This window comes from Mycobacterium sp., assembly GCF_036488105.1.
GTDB lineage: Bacteria > Actinomycetota > Actinomycetes > Mycobacteriales > Mycobacteriaceae > Mycobacterium.
Genome location: NZ_DASXHW010000190.1, coordinates 1 through 22,966, shown reverse-complemented (window position 1 = coordinate 22,966; position 22,966 = coordinate 1). Strand labels below are relative to the sequence as shown.

Sequence of the window (22,966 nt, the reverse complement as noted above, 5' to 3'; positions counted from 1 at the left end):
CTTTCGTGCAGCGCTGGCAGAGGAACGCGTCCGGTGATGGCCGCCCGCAATCACAGCGTGGCTCGTTCGTCACGCAGACGTCCGCTTGGCCTTGTTCATCTTCAACGGGAACCGCGGGTACGTGATTGCTGCCGCTCTGCCCAGCGCCAGCTGGTGGTAGGCCCGGCGGTAGTAGTTCAATCCCCACGGCCGATGCTCGGCCCAAACGGTGGCCACAGCGGCACCAATGGCGGCTGCGGCGAGTAGTCGGGTCATGAGGCGTCCTTCCAGGCGTAGGAGGGCTCGGATGCCTCGGCTTTGATGGGCACTCCGGCCAGCGTGGTTTCCATGGAGGCCACAAGTGCGGCAGTCGCGTCGGCCGCTTCGGATTCGTCGATTACGGCCACGATCTCGTCGTGCACGGGCAGCAGCACGGCGTCGGCCCAACGGGTCTCGCGCCAGCGCATCAGGGTGTCCACCAGCAGCTCGCGGGCAGTGCCCTGGATGCAGTAGTTGGGCGCCGCGTGCGGGCGCATCTTGGGCAGGTGGATCACTCGTCCGGCGTAGCTCGGGAATTGCGTGTGCCCGCTCTTGACCGCGTCGGACACGGACCGGGACCAGGCAGTCAGCTGCGGTGTCATCGCATCGAGGGTGTCCACCATCGAGGCCGCCTCTGATTCGCTGATCCCCAGCGTGCGGGCGATGCCGGGTATGCCGCTCCCGTAGAGGCGGCCGAATACGCCGCGTTTGACGTTGTAGCGATCTTCCTTGCTGGCTTCGGGGCCGTAGACCTGGCGGGCGATCTCCCAGTGCAGGTCAACGCCGGCGGCCAGCATCTGCTGCAGGTTCTGGTCTCCGGACAGCGCGGCCGCCACCCGGATCTCGACACTGGCGAAGTCAGCGGACACCAGCAGCGAGCCGGGGTCGGCCGTGATGCAGGCGCGGATGCCGCCTTGGCGGGGCATCTGCTGCAGGTTGGGCCGCACGCACGACATCCGGCCGGTGTCGGCGCCCAGGGTGTAGATCGTCGGGCGGGCCCGGCCGTCACCGCGCTCCACCAGGACCCGATAGGGCTCGAGGAACGTGCCCAGCACGGTGTCGTGGTGGCGGTACTGCAGCACGTTGCGGACCAGGTCGCCCACCGCGCCGTCGGCGTTCTTGAACGGGTCGAGCACGCCTTTGGCCACCGACAGCCGCCCGGTGCGCGTACGGGGCAGCTCAGCGCCGAGAGCGGCCAGCGCTGCACCCACCTGCGGATCGCTGCCGGGGTTGTCGATGCCGGCCTTGCGGACCAGTTCGCCGGCGGCGGCCCGGGCGGCGGTGTGCACGGGGATCAGCTCGGCCACGTGCTCGCCGTCGATGCGCATGCCCTCATGAGCCACGCGGGCGGTCATCCGCTGGGCGGTGCGCTCGCGCTCGAGGACGGCCGACGGGATGGCGGGGAATGTCTTGTGCAGCGCGGCGGTGTCCAGCACGTCGGAGGCGGCGTAACGGACCATCGTGGTACAGCGTGAATCCACCTGGGCCCAGCCGGAGCGCTCGAGCGGCGTGGTCGGCTTGGTCTCGGTCAGCCACTTGCCGGCCTTGAACAGGGCCGATCGGGCCTCCTCGGCAGCCGTCGAGACCGCACCCAGACCGAGCACCGCCTCGGCGATCTCCTTGAGGCCGCTAGCGTCCGAACGCGCCGAGCGCGGGTCGGTCAGCTTGGCCGGGATGACGGTGTCGTGCATGCGATCCCAGAGCGAGTCCAGGTCCAGCGACGAGGCGATCGCCACCGGGATCAGATCGGCAGTTGCTGAGAACGCGTGCAACATCGCGGCGGCCTCAATCAGACCGCACGCAGCAGCGAGCTGGTCCTGGTCGCCGGCGTCGAAGACCGCCACAACGTGCTCGTTGCCGATCTGGATGGTGCGCAGCGCGTAGTCGGGGTGCCCGATCGGGTAGCCCGTGTGCTCGACGTCCACGGTGAGCTCGGCGAGCATCCCGAAGGCGTCGACCAGCTCGGCCACGGCACCCAGCGCGATCGGGCGGACCGCGCCGTCGCGGGTGACCACGGCCGGCATGGTGAGGATCTCGCCGCCGGCCTCGGCGATCGCATCGGCCAGCGCCTGAGCCTTGGCGGCGGCCTTCTCGGCGGCGCGCACCGCGGGATCGACCTTGACCCGCTTCGGCTTGGCCGGGACGGGTGCCGCAGCTGCTGCCGCCGCGGCCGCCTTCTCGTCGTCGAGCCGGTGGGCCTCGGCCTTGTTCGCCAGCAGCAGCTGGGTGAGTGCCGAGACGGCCGGTCTCGCCGGCTCAGGCTTGGCCGGTGCTGGTTCGCCCGGATTCGCCTCGCCGACCGGTGTGCAGGGGGTGGAGGGGGCTGGTGCAGGGGTTGAACCGGCTGCATCCCCCGTATTTGCTGGGATTGTGCAGGGTGTGCAGGGGGTGGGGGGTTGGTTGTCCGTCTGTGGCTCATGTATGTGCGTGCGCGCGTGTGCGTATGCGCTTAAATGGTTTGAACCCTGCACCCCCTGCACCCCCTGCACCGGAGGGCTGTTTTCCCCAGTGTTTACGGGCGTTTCGGAGGGTGCAGGGGTTGTGTCCGTACCCTGCACAACCCCTGCACCGGACAGCCACGAACCGAGGGACCTGATGCGTAATGCCCGATAGTGACCGGCGCGCCGCTTGACTACGGGGTAGCCGAGTTTGCCCAGTTCCATTCCCCACTTGGTCATGGTGGGTGTGATGCCGTCGCGCATGCCCATGTCGCGGGCCCAGTCCACGAACGCTCTGCGCAGCTCGTGGGAGGGGGTGCCGGCGTCGTCCGGCTCGCAGGCCGCCTCGATCCAGGCCCTGACGGTGTTCTGCTCGGCCGCGATCTCCTCGGCGCGGTAGCGGTAGCGCTCGGGTGCTGATTCGGTCCTGGCGGTGGTCTCGTCGGCCAGCCAGCCGGCCGCCTCGCGCATCAGCGCAGCCAGCACGCCGGGGGCCTCGGCCCGCCACGCTGCGCCGGCCGGGCTGCCGATGGCGCGGCGCGCTGCGATCACCTCGACCGGGTCGCCCTCGCAGGGGACGAGGCGCACCCGCCGGCGCACTGCCGGGTCGGTGAGCAGCGGCGGCTCGTTGGCGGTCAGCACCAGGGTGTGGGTGGGTGTGAACGTGATCGGGTTGCGGCCCATGTCGTTGCCGGTGAGCTCGCCGCCGCCGGTGAGCTGCTTGAGCCGCTCCTGGCTGGCCGAGCTGTCCCGCGGCGCCTCGTCGATGAACGAGAGCCGGCGGCCTTTGAGCGCGGTGACGATCGAGGCGTGCGAGCGATCGGTGCCGCCCAACAGCCGCGGGTCCGCGGCATGGGCGTAGGAGCCCAGCACGCTCATGATCAGCACGATCACCTGCGTCTTGCCGCGGTCACCCTCGCCGACCAGGATGGGCAGCACCTTGGCCGCGTCGCCGGTGACGGCGACCGAGAGCACCCGCAGCGCCCAGGCCCGCAGCTCGGGGTCAGGCCACACGGCGGCGGTGAAGGCGTCCCAGAGCGGCGTGGGCAGCGCGACCGGGGCGACCGCGGCCGCGCGCAGGTGCGGGGTGGCCGGGTCGATCAGCGCCGGGGTGGGCTGGGCGTAGCTGGCGCGCAGGTCCCAGGCGATCCCGCCGGCCCACAGCAGCCACGGGTCGCGGTCGAGCTCGGCCGCGGCGACCGAGCACGGATGGGTGCCGCCGGCCAGCAGCGCGCGCATCTTCCTGGCGATCGCGCCGGACGGCCCGCCCGACATGAACCGCCGGCGCCGCGCGGCCTGGATGAACGCCTCCGAGCCTTTCTCGGCGTCCGGGTCGCCGTGCGGCATGAGCCCGGCGACCTCGGTGACCGCCCACTCGGACAGGTCGGTGAGGTCCTCCCAGTATTCGGGGCCGCGGCGCAGCCAGCCGTGCGAGTCGTAGGCGTAGCGCATCACCGGATACATCCGCTCGAGCACGCACTGGCCCAGCGGGTGGTCCAAGTGGAAGGGCGGGTCGAACAGCTGCGCGCCGATGATCTCCCGGGTGCTCCACGGGCGCGGCGGCGCGATCGGCTCGGCCGGGTCAGCGCCCGGCACGGTTCCCGGTGCGGGTGCGGGCACGAGGGTGAGGCCCATCGCCTCGAAGCACGGGTCACGGTCGACCGGGGTGGTGCGGGCCAGGCGGGTGACGGCCTTGCGGGCGGCGGTGACGAACATCCGCAGCCACTCCTCGCCGCGGTCCTCGCCGGCGGTGATCTGCTCCCACAGCGCGCTGAGCTCGGCGAACGCGGCGCCCAGGCCGGGGTGCCCGTCGGCTGAGAGCTGGATCAGGTTCCAGGCCCGGTCGTCGGCCGCGTCGTGGCGGGTGCCGCTGGTGGAGGCCTCGATGAGGCGCTGGGCGTCGAGCAGGGCGCTGGCCATCTGCGCGCAGGCGGGCCGATCGTCGTAGAAGATCGCCGACCACATCGCCTCGCCGGCCGACTGCGGCGCTGCCAGGTCGCTGGCGCCGGCCGCGCCCTCGCGCAGGCCGTCCACCCAGGCCTGCGGCAGTTCGGGCAGCTCGGTGGGCTTGGGCGGCTCGCAGGCCAGCCCCTGCGGGTCATACCACCGGTAGATCGCGCCGGCGCCGACGTGCACCGAGGGCCAGACGACGGCGTAGCGGTGGTGGCGCTGGATGATCTCGACGTCCGGGCCGAGCACCGTGGCGTAGCGGTCCACCGGGACCCGGTAGAACATGATCTGGCTCGGGCCCGGGCCGGTGTCGCTGCCGCGTGCGGTGCTCGACCAGGTGGCGGGCAGCGGCCCCCAGCGCTGCCAGGCGTCGTTGACGGTCGCGGCGCCGTGCTTGGTGACGCTGCCTTTGACGTACTCGTCGACGTCGATGCCGATCACGCCCTCAGGCATCCGGACGGCGATCGAGCTGTCGGCGTGGCTGCCCGCCCAGCGCACCAGCTGCTCCGGGTCGGCGTCGACGCCGCTCGCCCCGGTATAGCCGGCCGGCGGCGGCGTCTTGGTCTCCGGAGGCACCGGGACGACAGGCCACCCCGCCAGGGCGTAGGTCGCCACGGCGTCGGCGAACGGGCGCAGGTTCATACGGTCCTTCCTGAGGGCATCGCTGCCGGGATGTCGTGGCGTCTGCGGACCTGGCTGATGCTGTTGCCGGGCAGTCCGACGCGCTGGCCTATTTGGCTGTCGTTCAGCCCCTGGTCGGCCAGCTGCCGGATGGCCTCGATGCGTTCGGGGCTCCTGCTGCGGAGCGGGACGCGCAGCGAGCCGTTCATGATGCGGTGCACCGCGATCTCGTCGATCGTCACCGGCGGGAGCTCGATGTCAGCCCTGGCTGTCGGGTCGTCCAGCTCGTCGTCGTCCCAGGCCAGCGGCGGCAGCCAGTTGTGCTGCTTGGCGTAGCCGATGCTGCGGGAGTAGGCGATCTTGTCCCGGTGCGTATCACGCGGCGGAAGTGTGTTCCAGAGCTGCTCATACAGCGCGGCCACAGCGCGGTGCGTGGTCAGCTGCACGCTGTCGCGCTGCATCATGCCGCCGAAGTTGCCGCGCTCCAGGCCGAGGCGATCGGCAAGCTTGGACTGCGACCAGCCGATCGCCACGAGGGCCTGCAGTCGCCGATGGGTGCCGATGCTGGGAACACACTGGCCGCCGGCCATCGTCTCGGGGCTAATCGGTATGGCGAGGATGCGCTGAGCCGTCTCCGGCTTGATCCGGCGCGCCGGCGGGCGCCTGGTGCCGTCGGCGTTGGGGTGGCCGTACATCAGCTTGTTCATCACGCCGCTCGACGGACCACCGAGGCGTGTGATCTGCTTGAGCCCGATGCCGGCGGCCTGCAGCGCGAGCACGTGCTGGCGGGTCGGCTCGGCGTCGATCAGCCCGTCGAAGCGGCCGTAGAGATGCTTCCTGGCACGGGTGTTCTCGTACTCCCGGTTGGCCAGCTTGCAGGGCAGGCAGCGGCAGACGTCGAGCACGTAGCAGGCGTGGGTGCCGTGCTGGTGGTCGGCGATCTTGTGCAGACACGGCCGCGTCTCGCCGGCTGTCTGCAGCTTGCGCCGGCGGCGGGCGTAACGCGCGTCACGGGCCAGCTTGAGCTCGCAGGAGTGCCGATCGAGGGCCATCCGCGCCTGGTTGGGGCGTAGCGGCCGGGTGGAGTAACCGCAGTCACCGCAACGCATCCTGGTGGCCATCACGCACACAGCCCGGCGTGCACGGTCCAGCAGCGCCCGCACGGCTTCTCACCGGGCGCCAGGTCGGCCGCGGTAAGGGCCGGTGTCGGGCAGTCGACGTGCACCAGGTCGTCGCGCAGGTTGTAGACGACCTCCTGGCCGGGCACGATCGGCTCGAGGCATTCGGCGCAGGTGCCGTGATAGGCCGCGGTGAAGGGGTTCATGCTGACGCCTCGACCTTTGTGCGGCGGGCCAGCACTGCACCGGTGACGCTGTTGCACAGCCCGCATGCCGGCCGGATGTTGTTGCGCCGGTAGGTGCCGCCGAGGCAACCGGGAATGATCCGGTCGACAGTCACCGTGTCGGCGGTGAGCAAACGTCCGCACCGGTAGCACCGGCATGCTGGGACGCCGTCGTTGATCCAGACCGAGTTGACGTAGCCGTCTGTATCGACGACGACATCGCAGTCTGCTCGGAACGTCTCGATCAGCCAGATACGGCGAGCGAGCCGGTCGGCCGACGATCCGCGGTCGTTGCGATTGGTCGTGCCGCGAGAGGCCGTCATCGCAGCGCCGCTTTGCTCATCGGGTCGCGGAATCCGCTCTGCACGGCCGCGTAGAGCGCGTGCCGGGCAGCGTCCCGGGCGTGGCCCATGCCCGCGGTGGGATCGAGCAGGCCGGCTGCGGCGAGCTTGCGGTCGGTGGCCCACGGCTTGACCTGGCCGGCCGCCCGCAGCACGACGTCGTCGCCGAACTCGGCGGACAGCGCGCCGATCAGGTTGCGGGTGATCCGGCCGGCTTCGGCGCTGCCCGAGCGGCCGCTGCGCGGGCCGACCACGAACTGCTCGACGGCCACGATCGTTTTTGTCGGCTGCATGAAGCCGTGCGCGATCACGTCTGCGAAGAACATCGTGCTGTAGTGATCGCACTGCAGGATCACCGGATCGGACATCGCGTCGACGTCGCTGAACAGCAGCGCGACGATGCCCGTGGTGGGACCGGGGTCGATCCCGATCACGAGGGTGCTGGTCATGAGTCGTCCTCTGCTCCGTGTGGGACCCGCAGGCCGTTGTCGTCGAAGTACCAGAGCCCGTCGGTGTGATGGCCGTGGTGACCGAGAGGGCGACGGCAGGTCTCGTCTATGTCGACGTCCCACCAATGCACCGAGTACTCGCAGAGGGGCTCCGTCGGGAGCGTCATCGGGGCTCGCCCCACAGCGGCGGTTCGCCCTTGCGCTCACGGTGGATGTCGATCGCGATGGCGGTGAGGATCGCCGCGAACACGGGCACGGCAGCGATCAGCAGCACGGTCACGACTCGGCCTCGTCAACGTCTGGGTGCGCCGAGCGGATGTGACTCATCAGGCCGGACTTGGAGCGATTCACCTTCGGGCAGTGCGGGCACGGCGCCGGTGCCTCGGGCGTACGAGGCCGGGGCTCTCGTTCAGCGTCGGCAGGTGCGCCCCTGAGCAGCGCCCGGGCCGCTCGCAGCTTCTCCTCGAGCTCGGCGATCTCCTGCTGGGCCTGGGCGCGCTGCCGGTCGGTCTCGGCCTTGGCGATCGCCTCAGCGGTCTCGCTCAGCAGCCGGTCCTTGAGGTCGGCCAGGAGACTCTGGATCTTCTCGGCGAGCTGGCGGGTACGGACCTTAGGCGAGGCCAGACCGTCGCGCAGCACGCTGCGCCCCGGCGCCTGCGGCGCGGCAAACGCTGACGGCTGCATCGTGGCGAACACCGTCGGCTTGCGTGCCGGTTCGACGCTCGGCGGCAACGGCAGAGACGCCGCGGCCGGGTTCTGGATGCGCGGCGATGCACCTTGAGCGGGTCCCGGCGGCACGACCGGCAGTGTCATTTCGGCGTCGGAGCTCGCATACCCGCCCTTCGCCAGCATCGTGCCCAGCACTGTCTTTGGCGCATCGTGGCGCTTCTCCAGGTCGACCGGAGCGTCGGTCTCGCGGAAGTCCATGCAGCCGCAGCCCGCGGCGACGCAAGCGCCCTCTTGGTCGACGTGGCGCCGCTGCGTGTGGGTGCACAGGCAGGTCACGAACGCCGGCGCGCTCATGGCTTGTCCACGGCGGTGACGTGCGGCAGGACCGACAGCGCGATGCGCCGCCAGGCGAGCCTCGTGTTGGCGTTCAAGTCTGTCCAGCGTTTTGGCTGGGCGTTGTATCTGATGAACGACTCATAGGCGCTTCGGGCAGCCGCATCGGGGTCGATGGTCAGTGTCAGGCTCAAGTTGCTCGCCATGGCTAGGACGCCTTTCGGAGTTGGCGGATGGATGCGCCACCGAGCAGCTCGGCGACGATGCGCGGGTCCTGGACGAGGTCGGCGAGCTGGCCGGCCTTCTCGCGCAGGACCGATCGCACGCGGGTGTCGATGGTGTTGGCCGCGACGATGTCGACGATCTCGATCGAGTCGTGGATCTCCGAGCCGATCCGGTGGCAGCGGTCCTCGGCCTGCAGGCTCTCCACCAGCGACCAGGGCCGCTGCAGGAACACCACGGTGGAGGCCGCGGTAAGAGTGATGCCGACACCGCCGGCGCCGGTGGTGGCGCAGATCAGGTCCAGCTCGCCGGCCTGGAACTGGGCCACGGTGTCGGTGCGGTCCTTCATCGACTGGCCGCCGATGATGTAGCCGACCCGGTATCCGGCCTTGGTGGCTGAGTCGGCCGCCAGGCGCATCAGCTGTGCGCTGGGGGCGAAGGCCACGGTCTGCTTGCCGGGGCGCTCCTCGAGCACCTCGAGCAGCGCGTCGACCTTCCAGGACGGTGCGGCCAGCCGGACCGAGACGTGTTCCTTCTCGGTGCCGTCCTCGACCTGCTCGACGGTGACCGTGACGTCGGCGGCCGCGCTGGCCAGCTGCGAGAGCCGGGTGAGCTGGGCCAGCACGCTCATGACCGAGATCTCGCTGCCGTCGGGCATCTGCGCGAGCATGTCGTGCTCCATCGCGTCGTATGCCTTGCGGTAGGGGCCGGGCAGTTCGACGGTGCGCACCGAGTAGACCTTCGGGGGCAGCTGGTCGAGCACGTCTGCCTTGGCGACGCGGCGCTGCTGGCCGAGCAGCGACAGCCGGAACTCGGCCTCGGTGCCCGGGTTGAGGCCCAGGATCATCTCGCCGTAGTCGGCGGGCACGGTAAGGCAGTAGCGGTTGACCCAGCGCTCCCGCGAGGGCCACGCGCCCGGCGCAAGGCACACCAGGGTGGGCCAGAGGTCGGCGGGGTGATGGGTGATCGGCGTGCCGCTCAGTGCCACGAACGCCTTGACGTTGCGGGCCAGCCGGCGCACGGCCTGACTACGGGCCGCCTGCGGGTTCTTGATCAGGTGGCACTCGTCGGCGACCAGGGCGACCGGGTTGAGCGCGATCAGCGGGGACTTGCCGGGGTTGGTGTCGCCGGCGTCCATCCGCGCGGTGTCATAGCTGGTGACGTAGACGTCGGCCGTGCCGATCATCTCGCGCCGGCGCTTCGGTGAGCCGCGCCAGGCGGTGGTCGTCCAGTAGGGCGCCCAGTTGCGGAACGCCTCCACCCACGGGTCGACGACACTGGCCGGGCAGACGATCAGGATCGGCAGGTTCATGCCGTCGAAGTCCTGGGACCATTCGGCCAGGCCGAGGATGGTGGTGATCGTCTTGCCGGTGCCGGGCTCGTCGGTGATCATGGCGTGCCCGGTGCTGGCGATGAGCAGCGCGCCGTCGACCTGATAGGGGCGCGGTGTCAGGTGCTGCGGCACGTCGATCTGCAGGGAGTCGCGGGCCTGTGCGCTCCGGACGCCGGCCTGTTGGTTGATCCAGTCCTGCAGCCGCGGCCCGGGCACCCACGCGCCGCCGTAGATCGCCGCGAGCTGCACGACCGCGGGCCAGGTCGCCGGCAGCACCAAAGCGCCCTTGGGGTCGCTCTGCTTGATCAGCGGCGTCATCTGGCCCAGCTGCTTGGCCGCGTACGCGACGTCGGCGATCGGCCCGGCGGCAACCAGCACAATGCGGTCGCCTGCCTGGGTCAACTCGGCGTGGATGGCGGTTGTGGACATGGCGATTCCCCTCCTTTCGCGGTCGATGGTTTGGGGGACCGAGCACCCTGCCGCGGGGAAGTCGGCAGGGTGCTCGGGTGGGGGTCAGCCGCTCGGTGTGCCTGTGAGACGCGCGAGCAATTGCTGCTGCTCCGGCGAGAGGTCTGCCGGCGGCTGAGGTGCCGGTGCTGCTGGGACCTGCTGTGCGGGCTGCTGAGCTGCCGGTGGCGGCTGCGGGAACGGCAACGACGGAGCCGTCGCCGGTGGCGCGTACGCCTGCTCTGGCTGCGGCGGCTGGGCGTACTGCTGGACCGGAGCCTCCGGCTGGGCGGCCGGAGCCGCTTGCTGGGGTGCAGGTGCCGGAGCGGCGCCGTCCGGGCGGGTGTAGATGACCTGGAACTGCTTGGCCGGGTTCATCCCCGCGCCCGCCTGCCGATCGCTGACATAGGTGATGTCGATGATCGAGCCGGCCTCCGGCGGTCCGGCCGGCGCACCGACCTCGCTCATCGCGCGCACCAGCTCGTCGCGCGCCTGGCCCTTGACGAACCAGGTGCCCAGCCCGTCCGGGTGCTCGGCGCTCGGGTACATCTGCAGCGGGACCTTCATCACGAACTTCGGCCGGCCGTCCTTGAAGAACTGGGGCCGCTGCAGGGTGTCGGTCTGCTGCTGGATGTCGCCGGGGCCCAGAGGCCGCGTGACGACACCGACGAACCGGGTGCCGATCACCTTGAACGCCAGCGACTTCCCGCCGCCGGCCGAGGGCTGGTTGAAGAAGTCGTCGATGCTGCCGGTGGCCAGCGGCTGGGCGGGCGGCGCCATCTGGGGCTGCGGGTAGCCCTGCGCCTGGGGGTATTGCGGTGGGTACTGGGGCTGCTGCGGGTACCCCTGCTGCGGGTACTGAGGCAGTTGCCCCGGCGCGGCCGGGTAGCTCGGTTGCGCCGGGTACTGCGTCGGCGGCGTAGGCGGCGGCGTTGGCGGGAAACCGGGATAGGTGGGCTGGGTCATGACGAGGATGTCCTTTCGATTCTCAGCGGGCGGTGAGCATGCAGGCGTAGGCCTCGGCGATCTGTTCGTCGCTGATGACCGGCTGCACGTGTTCGGTGAGCGCCTCGAACAAGTCGAAGGCGCGTTGAGCTTGGGACAGACGAGCTCCCGTCTGTCCAACTGCGTCGGCGGCGTAGGCGGCGGCGTAGGCGGCGGCGTAGGCGGCGGCGTTGGCGGCGTTTTCAGGACTGGGGTCCGAGATCCATTAGCTCGGTTGCTTCGATTGCGCGCAGCGCTCTGTCCCTGCGGGTGTCCGGTACCAGATGAAGAACCGATCGCGCCTGGTCGACTGCGACCTTGACCCACACGATGTGGCGCTCGTGCTCGGTCAGCGCCAGCGTCCCTGTTCCGACCGTCCGGTGTCCGAGCTCGAGGACGAGCATCGAGCAGGGCGGGCAGAGCAGATCGCCGTCACGGTGCGTGCAGATGTTGTCGTTGACCCCCTGCACGATCCGGGCCAGCATCGGGTCGGCGCAGCTGGGCAAGTCGGTGATCGTGGTGTCGCCGGACTCCCAGCTGATGAGGTTCATGGCGCAGCCCTTACCGCTGCCTGCGGCGTGGCTACCGACAGCGAGGCGCAGGGGCTCAGTGATGTTGTTCGTCATTGCAGGGCTCCTTTCAGAGCGTCTTGGGGGTGGCGGTCCCGGGGCATCCGGGACCGCCGTCTCGTGCGGACTGCGGCCGGTAGAACGGGCAGAAGTAACAGCTGTCCGAGTCAGGTGTCAGTGGGATGTCGTTGAGCGATAGCCGGCCGTTGATCAGTTGCTCCGCCAATTGCTGGCGGTGTGCTGTCTGGGCGAAAACCTCCTGCAGCAGGAGGTCGTCGGCGCTGGTGTATGTCCGCTCCCAGACGTAGAGCCCGTCAAGGCTCGACGCGGTGCGCGGGTATGCCGCCAGCACGACCCGGCGGACGGGCAAGCCCATGCGCCGGTACCCCTCGCCGTACAGCACGAGCTGCACGACGTACTTCCTCGACGGGCCGTTGGCCGATCTGACCTTGGCCATTGACGACTCGGCGAGAAACTTGTGGTCGACCACCGCTTGCTCGGCCGCGTCGTACAGGTCGGCGGTGCCGGGGTGATCGGGGTGCGGGGTGACCCGTTGCTCGGCCACCCACCGCAGGACGTTGTGCCGCACGTTGTCGGCCGTGAAAGCATCGGCCGCCCAGGCGTGACAGGCGGTGCCGACGATCGAGGGCCAGGGGTCCAGCACGTGGTTGGTGGCAGGAAGCCGGGCCATCTTGCCCGCCACCTGCCGGTCACACGGCTCGCCCAGCTCGGACGGGCCCAGGTGTGACTGCAGGCTGCGCGGCGCCCGGGCGGCGTGCTCGGTGAACACCCGGCGCAGCTCTGCCGCGTAGCGCGATGCCCAGGCCGAGCTGCCATTCAGCGGCGCCGGCGCTGTCGACATGAACTCCGCGGGGCTGATATTGACGGCTGTCATGCCTTGCCGGGCCAGGTGTCGGTGGAGCGTTTGAGGCTTCCTGCGCGCGGTTGACGGCTCCGCGGCACGTCGTCGAACCACGTGGTGAACACGTTCTTGCGGCGCCACTTACCGCTGCGTGGGTTGGCGTTCGGATGCACGCTTGCGACGTGCCCGCCCAGCTGCGGCCCGGACCTGAACGGCGCGCGGCAGACAGGACAAAGATGCAGGTCGAACACGTCGATCTTCTCGACGTCGACGGCGGTCATGCGCTGCACCGCGCGTATCGGTTACGGCGCCGACCCGCGCGGGCCTTCGCAGCCGGCGCGACCAGGCCGAGCGCTTCGAGCACCGTGCGCGCGTCGTCGGTGTTGGTGGCCATCGAGCAGACGGCCAGCGCGGCGCGGTGCTCGGTAGCCTCGTTGACGGGCGTGAGCGCCAGGTCGATGACCGGGAAGTTGTCGCTGGACTTCATGACAGCCTGCGCAACGTTCCGTACTTGCCGCTGTCAGTCGCGGACGCGAGGGCCAGGGTGGCGTGGACCTGCGCAGCGGCCAGCAAGTAGCTCTCGTGGGCGTAGTCGGTCGCGGTGTGATCGGTCGCCATCTCGAGCAGCTGCTCGGCCTGGGCGTAGTGCTCTGCGCCGGTCATCGCGACACCGGGGCGAGCCGCCAGCTCGAGGTCTGCACCGCGTAGCGGACGTAGACCTCGGGGGCCTCGGCCTTGAGCTTCTTGGCGTCCACCCGCCAGCCGGTCACGTTGGACAGGCGCAGCGGTCGGGCCAGCTGGTCGCTGACCAGGTCAATCTCGGTCTCGCCGGGCGCGGCGTTGGTCATCTCGAGCTTGATGGCGTCGGTGATCGCCTTGAGGTCGTCGGCGGCTTTCTTCGCCTCGGCCTGGGCCATCTCGTACTGGGAGACGAGCTGTTCTAGGCGGCTGTCGGGCGCCGGCGTGATCGCGGTGCTCATGAGTACACCGACACCAACAGGCCGACGGCCAGCCAGAAGCCGACCGTGAACAGCGCGGCGCAGCCCAGCACCTTCCAGGCCAGCCGCCGACGCCGGGCGGCCTCGGTGGCCTGGAACTCGGCGAAGTCGAACGACTTGGCAGCCGGCCGGATCGAAGAGGTCAGGTCCTCGGCGGTGGTTTCTTCGGCGACGTCCTGGCGGTCGATGGTGTCGAGCAGGTGCACGGCCTTGGCGCGCAGCTCGCGGGCTTCGCGGTGCTCGTGCAGCTCGTCCAGGTCGACGGCGCGCGAGTGCAGGCGCATGGCCAGCTCGAGGCCGGGATCGTGGAGGGTGGGGAGGACGTCCATCACAAGCTCCTGCTCTTGCGGATCGGGCCGTGGTCAGCGGGCGGGTCTTTGCGGTGCGGCAGGTTGGCGAGCCAGGTCAGAAGCCCGACGAGGATGGCCGCGACCGCCGCGATGAGAGGCAGGCGCAGGTCGACGCCGGTCGAGGCAAGAGCCGCGGCGGGGGCTGGCGCTGTTGCGGACGGGAGACCGCTTCCGGCCCCCGCCGGGCGTGCTAGGTGGCCGGCTAGCGCAGTGCCGATTGAGCTAGACGGCGACGGCGAATGCGCGCCAGCGGGAACCGGCCGTGAAGTAGCGGAGCTCGACCTGCTGGCGCTCGTTGACCCGTTTGGGCGCGTAGCCGTTGTCCGGACGATCGGTGGCGTCGAGGCTGGCGTGCTTGCCGATGTACTCGGCGGGATGCTGACTGGAATCCGGGTGCTCGCGGGCGCGCTCGACGTCGCAGGCGGAGCCGACGAGCTCGTGGAGCTGCTGGTCGGTGAGGACGTGTGACTCGTCGATGAACCCGTGGACGTTGTCGGCCATGGCGTGGCTACTTTCGTTGAGGTGGACCCGATGCAGTGCTGGCCGTGGACGTACTGCCCGGGGCCGCCGTGGTCGCAGGAGTAGGTGGGTGAGGGCGTCGGGCGCGGCTGCACCTGGCGCGGTGTCGCGCAGGCCAGCATCGCCGGGATAGCGAGGGCGACCGGGATGACCAGCAGCCGGCGGGACAGGCGCATCATCGGTTGCCCCGATTGATGCGACGGGACTTGCGGGCCACGCGGTTCTTGATCCGCCGATCGGCCTTGACGGCCGCGGGCACCGTGCCGCCGTAGATCATGCGGTTCTGCAGCGCGCCCAGCGTCATGTGCTGCCAGGCATTGGGCTTGTCCATTGCTATCCTCGATTCGTTGTCGGTAGGGCCGCTATTCCTTCGAGGGGGTGGCGGCTCTGCTGTTTGAGAGGGGCCGGGTTAGGTTGCTTCCGGCAGTCGTTTGACCCAGGCGTGCAGGTCGTCGATGTCGATCAGGTACTTCGCGCCGATCATGTGAGCGCGCAGGTTGCCGGCGTGGATCTCGCGGCGGATGTAGTCAGTCGAGACAGACACGGCCTCGGCCGCTGCGGCGATGCCGTAGGCGATCTTGGCCGGCGCGGTCATGCGTCCACCGCGTCGAAGATGACCGGGAAGCAGTGCGCCCCGAAGGCGAGCATGGCGCCGGCGATGAACTTGTTGCCCGGCAGCGTGTGCCCGTTCTGCACCTCGTTGATCGACTTACGGGTGACTCCTAGCGCTTTCGCCCGTTGCAGATCGGTTAGGAGATTCGCTCGCTCGCACTGTTCAAACCAAGCGTCGGTTTTGAGCAGCACCTTGGGTGAGCGGTCCGTCATGGAGCGTGAGGGCATGACCGAGAACCTACACACGTGTCACCTACACGTAAAGGTGACACGCCCAGGTAGTTACGTATAAGTGACACAGGTAAGGCACGTTCCTGTTGCACGTGGGGGCAATGTTGCGGGAGGATGTCACCTATGCGTGACACCGAGAACTGGTCAGGCCCAGCGCTGGCGGCCTACATCGACCGGCTGAGCGATGCCACCAGCGTGCGCTCTTTTCTCAAGAGCAGGGGGATGGACGCCGCGCAGTACTACAAATGGGCCAGGGGCCAATCGCCGACGCTGCTGCAGATCCGCCTCGTCGCCGATCAGCTCGGCGTCACCCTCGGCCAATTGCTGCTCGAGATGGGGTGGGGCACGGCGGAGGACTTCACCGTGGTCAAGTCCGCCGCCGTGCCGCCGCGGCCGCCGAGCGTCAGCGCTGCGGTGACGGTGCTGGCCGAGAATGCGGAGGAGGAGAAGCTGATCCGCGACTTCCTCGTGTTCCTGGCCAACATCCGGGCGGGCGGCGAGACGATCAGAGTCTCAGTACAACCCTCAACCAAGAGCACGAAAGCAAAAAGATCGGCATCCTGACTTAACAGGCTCCCAACGTTGTGTAACTATCGGTGCGCGCGCCCTTACTTAGGGGGTTCGCCGCGCCGCGTTGCACAGGGAGTTATACGCCGACATGAGCAGACAGACCCATCCATACCACGAGTTCGTTTACCAGACAGCCAGAGCCCGGGCTCACACCCGACGCATGCGCGGACTCAAGCGCACAGCCGCCGCCGGCCTGCTGGTCGCCATCCTGTACGCAGGGTCACCGCTCGAGGAAATCCCGCACTCGAATCCGATCTGCCAGTTGACCCCTTCTTGCTGAACGGGGGTTAGCGCTCGGTAGCGCTCCTGGCGTTACGGCGAGCTAACAAGGTGTGTCACCAGGCGGATCTGTCGAACAGGCCGTATACGTCAGTCGTGACGCGCGCGGGCTGGGCCAAACTCGGGGAGTTGTTCCGGCGGGAGCGACTGGCGCGCAAGCTCACCCAGCGTGATTTCGGCGCCGTCGTCGGCATGTCCCCGGCCCAGGTGCGAAACATCGAGAAGGGTTATCGCGAGGGTTACGACCCGGACACCCTCTTTCTCGTTGATCAGATCATGGATTGGGAATCAGGATCAGCCGAGCGGGTGTCCCAGGGCGGACGGCCACAGAAGCGCACCGAGCCCGAGATGGTCCGCTTGCGCGAGCTGTGGGCCGAGCTGACCCCCGAGCAGCGCGAGACGCTCCTGCGGCTCATGGAGCACCTCCGTGACCGCTAACTAGGCAACTGCAGAACCTGGGCCAGGCCGTCCATCGCCTTCCGGGCGAGCGCCTGCGAGACGTGCTGATAACCCTTCGTCGTCACGATCGACGAGTGCCCGAGGATCGCCTTGATCACCTCGGTGTCGATGTTCGCCTCGAGCAGCAGGGTCGCCGTGGTGTGTCGGGCCTCGTGCAGCTGGTAGCGCCGCCCGACGGTGCCGTCGAGCTTCGCGACCTGGGCCGCGTCCTGCAGATCGCGCCACGCTGCGGAGTCGGCCGAGGCGGTCTGCGGACGACCGTCCGGACGGGGCCAGATCAGCCCGTGCGGCGACTCCGGCGCGATCGCGCGCCACTGGGCCAGTGCGGCCGCCATCCACGGCACGAGCGGAATGAGCCGCTGGCCCTTCTCAGTCTTGGGACGTGTCAGGCACAGCGCACCGTCGAGCTGGCGGTACTCGTACCCATCAGGAACCCGCAGCGCTCCCGAGCGGCCCGAGACATAGGGCAGGGCCTGCAGTTGCCAGCTGATGTCGATGACACCCTTGGCGGTGTCCACCGCGGGCCAGGTCAGGCCGAGACACTCGCCCTGGCGCATGCCCTGCAGGAACGCCGCGACCCAGCGCGAACCGTCCGGCAGATCCAGGGCCAACCGCAGCAGGTCGAGCGCGTCGGTTATCTCGATGGCGTCGCGGTCGGACACCGCGGCCGCCGGAGCGTCGACCATCAGCACCCGCGGCGGCACTTGGTGGCCCTCGACGATCGCGTCCTTGAGCATCTTGGTCAGCACGACCTGAGCTCGCAGCGCCGTCGAGCTCGAGCGGCCGGCCTTGCGGATGGCGATCGCCACCGAGCGCACGTCGCCGGGCGTCAGGGTGTCGAGGCGTTTCTGCCCGATCGTCGGCACGATCCAGCGGCGCACGGCTGAGCGGTCGGTCGCCCACGACTTCGGGCGCAGGTGCCGCTCGGTCTGCTCGAGCCAGACGTCGGCCCAGCTCTTGACCGTGGTGAACGCCGAGACGCCGGCGGTGGGCACGCCCTCGGCGGCGATCTGCTTCTGCTTGGCCTTGAGCCGGCGCTTGACCTCGGCCTCGCCCTGCTCGGCGGAGCAGGAGACCGTGATCCGGCGGCGCGTGCCGTTGGCGTTGTAGCCCTGGAGGATCGATCCGAACCAGCGGCCGTCGACCTCGCGCTGGTAGATCGAGCCGGTGCCGTACTGCCGGCGCTTCCGCTCGGTGGTCACAGCGGGCCTCCCCGTGTAAGCAATCCTGTAAGCAAAGTCCAGCATAAGGCACCGGACGCTACCGTAAGCGCCTGCCCAATGAATACGGGGGCTCTGAGCCTGAACCTCGGCCATTCGGGAGCCGTCTGAGACTAACATATTCACTCGTAATGAGAAGGTCCGGAGTTCGATTCTCCGAGGCGGCTCAACGGTTACAAGGGGTCAGGGGTCACAGGGGATGACGGTGTAAGCAATCCCGTCAGCAATGTTGCAGGATGGTATCGATCGGTGTTCGATCCCCGTCAGGTGTGCCACCCTGTGCCACATGAAGCTCATCGGCGGTCTGCTGGCTCTGTTTGGTCTAGTGCTCGTCGCGGTCGGACTCATCCTCGGCCTCGCGACCGTCAGTCGTGACGGGTTGAGCTGCGGCTCGGCGTTCAGCCCACAGTCCGCCACGGCGGCCAGCCGTGACCTCACCAACGAGGTGAACGGCTCGCCGAGCACGGTCGTTGCCGACTGCAGTGCGGCGACCGGCGATCGCAAGCCCATCGCCCTGGCCGTGACCGTCGCGGGCGGCTTGCTCATCGCCGCGGGTGGACTGACCGCTGCGGCCATGTACGACATGAATCACCGGACCCCCCGAACGCCGGCGTTACCATGACCGGCATGTACTTCGGCGCAACCGACTCGACGCCCTGCCCTCGTTGCGGTGCCGCCGGTAAGTGGTGGCAGACCCGGCACAGCCGTGAGTTCTACCCGCCGCCCGGGCATACCCTCATCACCCGCAACCCGCTGGTGATGCAATGCCCACTCGATGTCCAGACACACGAAAACCGCCCCACCCGGCCGTAGCCGAGCGGGGCGGTTCCGTTTTGTCGTGCGGTCAGGTTGCCGAGCGGATCGTCCAGAAGTCCGAGGCCAGGTCTGGGTCGGTCAGGAATGTGTAGGGCATCAGGAAGTGGCCGTTGATTCCCCAGTCGGTGCCCCAACTGTTGCGGACCAGGAACATCCCCTTGGCGTCGTCGTAGCCGACCACGGCGACACAGTGCCCGCCCACGATCTGCTCACCCCGCTGAGGCATCGGCACGACGCCTGTGGCCGCAACCTCGGGCGACTCGAAGGACTCGAAGACGGTGAAGCCGATGTCGATCGGGAATCCCTCGGCGAGACAGGCCCGCATGTGAGTCAGATCCTGCGGGACCCGCCGGTAATCGACGTCGACGTTGGCCGCTGCCGCCTGCACAACCTCGGGCGGTGGCTGGACCGTGAACTTGTCGATGTCGTATGGCCACAGCGACTCGGGCGCGATGCCGAGCGTGGTCGCCTTGATCGCGTCGCGGATCTGGCCGCCGGCGTCCTGGCCGACGGTGCCTTCGATGGCGCGTGTGTTGTAGTACAGCTGCAGCCGCGACAGCATCGGGTCGCCGGCGCCGAGCTTGTTGGCCGCGAACAGGAAGCAGCCCAGGGTGCCGTGCGCGGTGCACGAGCCGAGCTGCTCCTGATTCCAGATCGGCGGCATCGCCGGGGCGGTGGACAGGTCGACCAGCGCGGGCAGCTGCGCGATCACGGGCGCCGGCGCAGCGTAGGTCAGGTCACGTGGGTCGTGATCGTCCTTGATCCAGCCGTAGGCGTTAGTCATCGGACCCGCCGCAGTTTTCGGCCGACCGAATAGCCAGGCTGATGCCGGGTGGCGGGACGTCTGTGAGTCCTTCGGCATAGAGCTTGGTCCAGCTCCGGATCCAGAGCCACATCGCCACTGCGCCAGCGCCAGGCAGCGCCAGGCCGATCACGAGAATCCTCACACCAAAACTTCCTTTCGGCTCATCGCCAGATCGCGAACACGAGGTGCACGGAAAGCCAGATCATGAAACCGGTCAGGAGGACGTGGGCTGTGCCCCACTGCCAGACCGTTTGGCCCGGGAGCACGTTGCACCAACGCCAGATGGCCTCGGACAGCGTCCACTCGGGATGCTTGGTGACGATCGCGACCGTCTCCACCCCGCCGAATCCGATCAGCAGGAATCCGGCCCAGTACCAGTTGAACCAGGTCATCACGCCGCCTTTGCTGCCATGACTTCGAGGATGTGGTCGTGGGCGATGTCGAGGACCGACCGTGCCCTCGCGCAATGCATCGCATCGCGGACGACGGTGAGCTCGTTGTCCTGCAGCGTCTCGCCGCTGGTGCTCCAGTTCGTCGAGCCGCCGATCCACCACAGGCCGTCGACGATGACCATCTTGCGGTGCACGATGGCGCCCTTCTCGGAGCGCCCGATCGCCACCGAGTTGCCGGTCATCTCGTGCTTGAACTTCTCGAGGATCGCCTTCTCGTGAACCCCGCCGGCCTGCGACGAGTCGAGGGTGATCTGCACGTGCATATTCGGGTTCAGCAGCGCGCTGTCGAGCATCGCCGCGAGCTTGTCGTCGTCGTAGCCGAACATCGACACGACGACCGAATGCAGCGCGGAGCCGATGACCCTCTGGAGCACCAACGGGACCTTGTCGATCGGCGCGTAGAACGACCGGATCATGTCCAGGCTGCCCACGGGCGGGGCAGCGAGCAGGAACTCGTCCAGGTCGGCGATGCTGAGGGTCACGCTGCTGGCGGGGTGACCGGGGTTTTGGCGTTGGGCACCCGGTACACGCCGAGGGCCGTGGCGACCGAGATGACGCAGGTCGCGATGGTCAGCGCGGTGCCGTGCACGAATCCGAGGGACACGAGCTCGGCGACACCGCCGAGGACCGGGACGATGGCCTTGCGGACGGTGGCGATCTTGGGCAGCTTCATGTTGTTCTCCTTAGTGGGCGGTGAGTTGGATGTGCTGGGCGAGTACGGGCGCCATGGCGATCGCGAGTGCGTTCGCGTCCGGCTGCCCGGCGGGGTGTGCGGCGACGGCCGCGTTGATGACCGGGGTCAGGTCGGCGACGAGCGCGGTCTCGCTGACGCCCGGCACCTTCGCAGCGACGGCCGTGGCGATGTTGGCAGGCAGCGTCGCCAGCGAGTTGTAGGTACGGTCCGCTGCGGACGATGCAACCGTCAGCCACTGCGAGGCGGCCTTCGCTGGCCCGATCGGCTTGCCTGTGGCGTCTTCCGGTGCGATCGGGTGCTCCCAGATCTGGCCGAGTTCCTCTTGCGTGAGCGTCATTCGTTCTCCCATGAGTCCGAGCGGGGTGTGCTGGATGTCGTTGACGTCGACCGGTAGCCCGGCAGCGCGCGGGTCGTTGTAGCGCTGCAGCAGGTCCGCGTGGGGCGACGGGCCATAGCTGAATGAGGTGGAGTTGGACTGCCAGCCGTGCTTGGCGTGGCCGTGGCTGATGATGTAGTCGATCGCGTAGGAGTTGCCGTACAGGCCCGGGATCGGGATGTGGCTGGCGAAGGCGGCCATCCCCGCGTCGACCGTGCTCTCCTGTGCGACTGCGGTGTTCCAATCGGCGGCCAGGTACCCGACGAAGCTGGAGAGGTCGTAGCCGAGGCTCTTGACGCCGGTGGCGAGGTTCGAGCCGAGGTAATGACCGGCTGGGGCGCCGCCCAGGATGTCCTCCGCGCCGTTCTCGATTACGACGCCGAGCAGCAGACTGTGGGCGAGCCAGTCGTCAACGTTCGCCTTCGTGGCGTTCTTGCGGGTGTCGTCGCACCCCGCGTAACAGATGACGCCGACGCAGCCGCGCGCTTTGAGCGTCGCGCCGCTGACGTTGTCGTGGCCGAAGGACAGGTCAGCGATCCACGGTGCAATCGTCGTCATGGGCTGGCCTCCTCCGGTGGGAATTCGGGGTCGAGTCGATTGATCTGGTCCTTGATGGAGCTGCCGCCGTTGGGCTGTACCTCGTGGTGCACGACAGCGACCTGCTCCTCCACCCCGCCGAGTCGGACGTCGAGGTCGGCGAGTATCGCGGCGGTCCGCTTCTCCTGCGCGACGAGCGCTGCCTTGACCTCCTCGCGGGTGCGGGCCGATTCGGATTCCGCGGCGCCCAGCGCGTTCTTGACGTCGACACGGTCATCGCTGAGCGTTTTCTGGTTGGCCTCGATGGATTTGAGCCGCTCCATCACGCCCGGGCGTGCATCGACCCCTGGTCGGGCCGGGGTTCCCTCGTAGTCGTCGAGGAACAGCACGAGCCTCTTGAACGCTTTCCAGCCCTTGCGGACCGCCCACAGGATCGGCGGGACGAACGCGGTGACACCGGCGGCGAGGCCTGCGACTGCGAACCAGAATGTGTCGCTCATCAGCAACCCACCGCCAGCCAGAAGACGAACGACGTGCCGGTGGTGAGCTGGGTGCCGGCGGTGTTGTAGTTCTTCACGATGATTCCGACCTGGCTGCTGCCGGTGATGTCTGCGCGGCCGCCGCCGTTGAGGGTCACGAACGGCGCGACGAGGCCGTTGGGAAACGTGAACGGGAAGTTGATCGTCGTGCCGCCGGCGGCGTTCGCGACTGACGCCGTGCCGGACTGCAACAGCAATGGCGCCACGAGAGCGCCGGTGTCGATCCCGCCGGTCCCGAACCATCGCGGGGCGTTGTTGACGTCGACGAGGTTGTCCCGGACGTGGGTGTTCATGATCGCCGCGGTGATCGTCTCGCCGGCGACCCACGTGCGGGGTGTAGTCCAGGCCATCAGCCGACTCCCATCGCACGGTTCTCAGCTCGGATAAGTGCGACGGTTTCGCCGGGCAGCCAGTTGCGATTGGTCGTCGGCCGGCTGGACAGTGCCCGCTCGAGCGCGGCTCGGTTGCCAGGCCACTTGATCGGCCGCCAGCATCCCTCGAGGGCGCCGTTGCCGCAGCAGTGGCACATGAACCGCAGGTCGGTCGCGCAGGCCAGCTGCGCGGCGTGACAGTCCGGGCATTCGGCGATCCAGCGGCCCTCGTTGGCGAACACCAGGATCGGCTTGACCTTGGTCAGCTTCGCCGCCGGCTGGAAGGGGCGATCGGCCGTCCATAGGTCGAGCCGCGCGGGGCACCATTCCGCGCCGGCAGCGGCCGGAATGTGGCGCACCGCCGGGTGATCGGCGTACCAGGCAGCGTCGCGCATCAGTAGGCCAATCTGGTCGTCGAATCGAGCTGGCTGTGGGTTGCGGAGTCGAGCTGCCAGACGCCCGTCAGCCCGACCGGGGAGCAGTTCGCCATCCACTTCCAGCCGGTGTCGCTGATGGTTTCCGCCCAGCCCTCGATGAACATGTCGATCGAGGATGCCGGC

Annotated in this window: 36 protein-coding genes; 4 read left to right on the top strand and 32 right to left on the bottom strand. The window is 68.8% G+C overall.

Features of this window, described 5'->3' with window-relative positions; genetic code table 11:
• Positions 1 to 69: 69 nt before the first annotated feature.
• The 22 genes from VGH54_RS10390 to VGH54_RS10285 form a co-directional block, all read right to left on the bottom strand.
• Complete coding sequence (locus tag VGH54_RS10390; RefSeq protein ID WP_331511881.1) at positions 70 to 255, bottom strand: hypothetical protein; 186 nt, start codon at positions 253 to 255, stop codon at positions 70 to 72.
• A complete protein-coding gene (locus VGH54_RS10385) occupies positions 252 to 5,048 on the bottom strand; it encodes a DNA polymerase (RefSeq protein ID WP_331511880.1) in 4,797 nt (1,598 codons plus the stop codon). Before VGH54_RS10385 ends, VGH54_RS10390 begins: the two co-directional genes overlap by 4 nt.
• Positions 5,045 to 6,148 (bottom strand): hypothetical protein, encoded by a 1,104-nt coding sequence (locus VGH54_RS10380; RefSeq protein ID WP_331511879.1) that lies wholly within the window; start codon positions 6,146 to 6,148, stop codon positions 5,045 to 5,047. Before VGH54_RS10380 ends, VGH54_RS10385 begins: the two co-directional genes overlap by 4 nt.
• A complete protein-coding gene (locus VGH54_RS10375; RefSeq protein WP_331511878.1) occupies positions 6,148 to 6,351 on the bottom strand; it encodes a hypothetical protein in 204 nt (67 codons plus the stop codon). Before VGH54_RS10375 ends, VGH54_RS10380 begins: the two co-directional genes overlap by 1 nt.
• The gene (locus tag VGH54_RS10370) at positions 6,348 to 6,692 is read right to left on the bottom strand and encodes an HNH endonuclease (RefSeq protein WP_331511877.1); all 345 of its coding nucleotides are present in this window, start codon (positions 6,690 to 6,692) and stop codon (positions 6,348 to 6,350) included. Before VGH54_RS10370 ends, VGH54_RS10375 begins: the two co-directional genes overlap by 4 nt.
• Complete coding sequence (locus tag VGH54_RS10365) at positions 6,689 to 7,159, bottom strand: hypothetical protein (protein ID WP_331511876.1); 471 nt, start codon at positions 7,157 to 7,159, stop codon at positions 6,689 to 6,691. The genes VGH54_RS10370 and VGH54_RS10365 overlap by 4 nt, the downstream gene beginning before the upstream one ends.
• Complete coding sequence (locus VGH54_RS10360; protein WP_331511875.1) at positions 7,156 to 7,326, bottom strand: hypothetical protein; 171 nt, start codon at positions 7,324 to 7,326, stop codon at positions 7,156 to 7,158. Before VGH54_RS10360 ends, VGH54_RS10365 begins: the two co-directional genes overlap by 4 nt.
• Before the next feature lie 109 nt (positions 7,327 to 7,435).
• Entirely contained in the window at positions 7,436 to 8,182 is a 747-nt protein-coding gene (locus tag VGH54_RS10355; protein ID WP_331511874.1) for a hypothetical protein, read from the bottom strand.
• On the bottom strand, positions 8,179 to 8,367 hold the full coding sequence (locus VGH54_RS10350) for a hypothetical protein (RefSeq protein WP_331511873.1): 189 nt from the start codon (positions 8,365 to 8,367) through the stop codon (positions 8,179 to 8,181). Before VGH54_RS10350 ends, VGH54_RS10355 begins: the two co-directional genes overlap by 4 nt.
• 2 nt (positions 8,368 to 8,369) lie before the next feature.
• Positions 8,370 to 10,145, bottom strand: coding sequence for a DEAD/DEAH box helicase (locus tag VGH54_RS10345; RefSeq protein ID WP_331511872.1), 1,776 nt, complete (start codon positions 10,143 to 10,145; stop codon positions 8,370 to 8,372).
• Positions 10,146 to 10,229: 84 nt separating this feature from the next.
• Complete coding sequence (locus VGH54_RS10340; protein ID WP_331511871.1) at positions 10,230 to 11,129, bottom strand: hypothetical protein; 900 nt, start codon at positions 11,127 to 11,129, stop codon at positions 10,230 to 10,232.
• A 221-nt stretch (positions 11,130 to 11,350) separates the two neighbouring features.
• Positions 11,351 to 11,773 (bottom strand): hypothetical protein, encoded by a 423-nt coding sequence (locus VGH54_RS10335; protein WP_331511870.1) that lies wholly within the window; start codon positions 11,771 to 11,773, stop codon positions 11,351 to 11,353.
• Between the two features lie 13 nt (positions 11,774 to 11,786).
• On the bottom strand, positions 11,787 to 12,611 hold the full coding sequence (locus VGH54_RS10330) for a hypothetical protein (RefSeq protein ID WP_331511869.1): 825 nt from the start codon (positions 12,609 to 12,611) through the stop codon (positions 11,787 to 11,789).
• Positions 12,608 to 12,859 (bottom strand): hypothetical protein, encoded by a 252-nt coding sequence (locus VGH54_RS10325; protein WP_331511868.1) that lies wholly within the window; start codon positions 12,857 to 12,859, stop codon positions 12,608 to 12,610. The genes VGH54_RS10330 and VGH54_RS10325 overlap by 4 nt, the downstream gene beginning before the upstream one ends.
• A complete protein-coding gene (locus tag VGH54_RS10320; RefSeq protein WP_331511867.1) occupies positions 12,856 to 13,065 on the bottom strand; it encodes a hypothetical protein in 210 nt (69 codons plus the stop codon). The genes VGH54_RS10325 and VGH54_RS10320 overlap by 4 nt, the downstream gene beginning before the upstream one ends.
• Positions 13,062 to 13,241 (bottom strand): hypothetical protein, encoded by a 180-nt coding sequence (locus tag VGH54_RS10315; RefSeq protein ID WP_331511866.1) that lies wholly within the window; start codon positions 13,239 to 13,241, stop codon positions 13,062 to 13,064. The genes VGH54_RS10320 and VGH54_RS10315 overlap by 4 nt, the downstream gene beginning before the upstream one ends.
• Positions 13,238 to 13,558 carry a hypothetical protein gene (locus VGH54_RS10310; protein WP_331511865.1) on the bottom strand — a complete coding sequence of 107 codons (321 nt, stop codon included), beginning with the start codon at positions 13,556 to 13,558 and terminating at the stop codon, positions 13,238 to 13,240. Before VGH54_RS10310 ends, VGH54_RS10315 begins: the two co-directional genes overlap by 4 nt.
• A complete protein-coding gene (locus tag VGH54_RS10305; protein ID WP_331511864.1) occupies positions 13,555 to 13,905 on the bottom strand; it encodes a hypothetical protein in 351 nt (116 codons plus the stop codon). The genes VGH54_RS10310 and VGH54_RS10305 overlap by 4 nt, the downstream gene beginning before the upstream one ends.
• A gap of 243 nt (positions 13,906 to 14,148) precedes the next feature.
• The gene (locus VGH54_RS10300; protein WP_331511862.1) at positions 14,149 to 14,427 is read right to left on the bottom strand and encodes a hypothetical protein; all 279 of its coding nucleotides are present in this window, start codon (positions 14,425 to 14,427) and stop codon (positions 14,149 to 14,151) included.
• 193 nt (positions 14,428 to 14,620) lie between these two features.
• Positions 14,621 to 14,776 carry a hypothetical protein gene (locus tag VGH54_RS10295; RefSeq protein ID WP_331511861.1) on the bottom strand — a complete coding sequence of 52 codons (156 nt, stop codon included), beginning with the start codon at positions 14,774 to 14,776 and terminating at the stop codon, positions 14,621 to 14,623.
• Between the two features lie 78 nt (positions 14,777 to 14,854).
• Positions 14,855 to 15,040: an excisionase family DNA-binding protein gene (locus VGH54_RS10290; protein WP_331511860.1), complete on the bottom strand. Its 186-nt coding sequence runs from the start codon at positions 15,038 to 15,040 to the stop codon at positions 14,855 to 14,857.
• The gene (locus VGH54_RS10285; RefSeq protein WP_331511859.1) at positions 15,037 to 15,285 is read right to left on the bottom strand and encodes a hypothetical protein; all 249 of its coding nucleotides are present in this window, start codon (positions 15,283 to 15,285) and stop codon (positions 15,037 to 15,039) included. The genes VGH54_RS10290 and VGH54_RS10285 overlap by 4 nt, the downstream gene beginning before the upstream one ends.
• A 126-nt stretch (positions 15,286 to 15,411) precedes the next feature.
• Here VGH54_RS10285 and VGH54_RS10280 point away from each other — a divergent pair, with 126 nt between their 5' ends.
• Positions 15,412 to 15,852, top strand: coding sequence for a hypothetical protein (locus tag VGH54_RS10280; protein ID WP_331511858.1), 441 nt, complete (start codon positions 15,412 to 15,414; stop codon positions 15,850 to 15,852).
• A gap of 381 nt (positions 15,853 to 16,233) precedes the next feature.
• Positions 16,234 to 16,575, top strand: coding sequence for a helix-turn-helix transcriptional regulator (locus VGH54_RS10275; RefSeq protein WP_331511857.1), 342 nt, complete (start codon positions 16,234 to 16,236; stop codon positions 16,573 to 16,575).
• Here VGH54_RS10275 and VGH54_RS10270 read toward each other — a convergent pair.
• Complete coding sequence (locus VGH54_RS10270; protein WP_331511856.1) at positions 16,572 to 17,798, bottom strand: site-specific integrase; 1,227 nt, start codon at positions 17,796 to 17,798, stop codon at positions 16,572 to 16,574. The genes VGH54_RS10275 and VGH54_RS10270 overlap by 4 nt on opposite strands.
• Positions 17,799 to 18,102: 304 nt before the next feature.
• Here VGH54_RS10270 and VGH54_RS10265 point away from each other — a divergent pair, with 304 nt between their 5' ends.
• Both VGH54_RS10265 and VGH54_RS10260 read left to right on the top strand, forming a co-directional pair.
• A complete protein-coding gene (locus VGH54_RS10265; protein WP_331511854.1) occupies positions 18,103 to 18,438 on the top strand; it encodes a hypothetical protein in 336 nt (111 codons plus the stop codon).
• A gap of 5 nt (positions 18,439 to 18,443) precedes the next feature.
• The gene (locus VGH54_RS10260) at positions 18,444 to 18,629 is read left to right on the top strand and encodes a hypothetical protein (RefSeq protein WP_331511853.1); all 186 of its coding nucleotides are present in this window, start codon (positions 18,444 to 18,446) and stop codon (positions 18,627 to 18,629) included.
• Positions 18,630 to 18,660: 31 nt separating this feature from the next.
• Here VGH54_RS10260 and VGH54_RS10255 read toward each other — a convergent pair whose 3' ends face one another.
• From VGH54_RS10255 to VGH54_RS10215, 9 genes are read right to left on the bottom strand one after another with little or no spacing between them, the layout of a single operon-like run.
• Positions 18,661 to 19,416, bottom strand: coding sequence for a C1 family peptidase (locus tag VGH54_RS10255; protein ID WP_331511852.1), 756 nt, complete (start codon positions 19,414 to 19,416; stop codon positions 18,661 to 18,663).
• Positions 19,409 to 19,579, bottom strand: coding sequence for a hypothetical protein (locus VGH54_RS10250; RefSeq protein WP_331511851.1), 171 nt, complete (start codon positions 19,577 to 19,579; stop codon positions 19,409 to 19,411). Before VGH54_RS10250 ends, VGH54_RS10255 begins: the two co-directional genes overlap by 8 nt.
• Before the next feature lie 19 nt (positions 19,580 to 19,598).
• Positions 19,599 to 19,829, bottom strand: a complete 231-nt coding sequence (locus VGH54_RS10245) for a hypothetical protein (protein WP_331511850.1) — start codon at positions 19,827 to 19,829, stop codon at positions 19,599 to 19,601.
• Entirely contained in the window at positions 19,829 to 20,371 is a 543-nt protein-coding gene (locus tag VGH54_RS10240) for a phospholipase D-like domain-containing protein (protein ID WP_331511848.1), read from the bottom strand. The genes VGH54_RS10245 and VGH54_RS10240 overlap by 1 nt, the downstream gene beginning before the upstream one ends.
• Positions 20,368 to 20,562 (bottom strand): hypothetical protein, encoded by a 195-nt coding sequence (locus tag VGH54_RS10235; RefSeq protein ID WP_331511847.1) that lies wholly within the window; start codon positions 20,560 to 20,562, stop codon positions 20,368 to 20,370. Before VGH54_RS10235 ends, VGH54_RS10240 begins: the two co-directional genes overlap by 4 nt.
• Positions 20,563 to 20,572: 10 nt before the next feature.
• Entirely contained in the window at positions 20,573 to 21,517 is a 945-nt protein-coding gene (locus VGH54_RS10230) for a hypothetical protein (RefSeq protein ID WP_331511846.1), read from the bottom strand.
• Positions 21,514 to 21,996, bottom strand: coding sequence for a hypothetical protein (locus VGH54_RS10225; RefSeq protein WP_331511845.1), 483 nt, complete (start codon positions 21,994 to 21,996; stop codon positions 21,514 to 21,516). The genes VGH54_RS10230 and VGH54_RS10225 overlap by 4 nt, the downstream gene beginning before the upstream one ends.
• Positions 21,996 to 22,385: a gp53-like domain-containing protein gene (locus VGH54_RS10220; protein WP_331511844.1), complete on the bottom strand. Its 390-nt coding sequence runs from the start codon at positions 22,383 to 22,385 to the stop codon at positions 21,996 to 21,998. Before VGH54_RS10220 ends, VGH54_RS10225 begins: the two co-directional genes overlap by 1 nt.
• Complete coding sequence (locus VGH54_RS10215) at positions 22,385 to 22,801, bottom strand: hypothetical protein (protein ID WP_331511843.1); 417 nt, start codon at positions 22,799 to 22,801, stop codon at positions 22,385 to 22,387. The genes VGH54_RS10220 and VGH54_RS10215 overlap by 1 nt, the downstream gene beginning before the upstream one ends.
• Between the last annotated feature and the right edge of the window lie 165 nt (positions 22,802 to 22,966).